The organism is Bittarella massiliensis (ex Durand et al. 2017) (genome assembly GCF_017566145.1).
In the GTDB taxonomy this organism is placed as follows: domain Bacteria; phylum Bacillota; class Clostridia; order Oscillospirales; family Ruminococcaceae; genus Bittarella; species Bittarella massiliensis_A.
The window spans coordinates 1-278 of record NZ_JABFCL010000091.1 but is presented as its reverse complement, the minus strand read 5'-3'; the positions used below and the strand labels follow the sequence as shown (position 1 = coordinate 278).

At 45.0% G+C, this 278-nt stretch carries 1 pseudogene; it reads left to right on the top strand.

Annotated features, from left to right (window positions below):
* Positions 1–278, top strand: a pseudogene (locus tag HJY11_RS13580) (aminopeptidase); the annotation flags it as partial.

Here is a 278-nt window from a genome sequence, read left to right as displayed (position 1 = left end):
AGTTTTGAGCAGGAAGAGCCACAGTATCAGACAGTGCGGGACATTTTCTATTGGTACGCCATCGATTGCTGTGAAGTATTTGCGGCACATCGTGTTCTGGAACAGATTGATCCGAAGTGTTCTTTTGCTATGGATATTATCTGCGGCAGCGATTTGAGTGATCCGAAGTATTTGTACCGTTATGGAGAGTACATTTCCAAGAATGAGATTGAGACAGCGAAGTTTATCAGTGAACTTCCGGAGGAGACAGTGCGGATGATGGCTGATGTGTACACAGA